This window comes from Kitasatospora sp. NPDC059803 (genome assembly GCF_042732255.1).
Classification (GTDB): Bacteria; Actinomycetota; Actinomycetes; order Streptomycetales; family Streptomycetaceae; genus Kitasatospora.
On the sequence record NZ_JBHWIJ010000404.1, the window covers coordinates 1 to 366 of the forward strand.

The following is a 366-nucleotide window of genomic DNA, read 5'->3' on the forward strand; positions in this document are numbered from 1 at the left end:
CTGCGCCCGCAGCAACATCGCGGCGACCACCGGCAACTACGCGCACTTCTACCTCCTGGTGCCGGCCGGCACCAAGCAGGTGAAGGTCACCACCAGCGGCGGCACCGGCAACGGCGACCTCTACTACAACCCGGCCTCCTGGGCGTACACCGACGCCAGCACGGCGCACTCGTCGGGTCCGGACAACTCCGAGACCCTGACGATCACCAACCCGCCGGCCGGCTACGTCTACTTCAGCCTCTACGCCCAGCAGGGCTTCAGCGGGGTGAGCGTCACGAGCGAACTCTGACCGGACGCTCGTCGAGCGACCGAAAACGGACAGGTGACCGCCCCCGCGGGGGGGGGAGGGGGCCCGCCGGGGGGTGG

General features: G+C 70.5%; 1 protein-coding gene. It reads left to right on the top strand.

The window, feature by feature from the left end; translation table 11 throughout:
- Nucleotides 1-289: PPC domain-containing protein (locus ACFV6I_RS36640; RefSeq protein WP_380430318.1), on the top strand; the 289-nt coding region annotated here is incomplete at its 5' end.
- Between the last annotated feature and the right edge of the window lie 77 nt (nucleotides 290-366).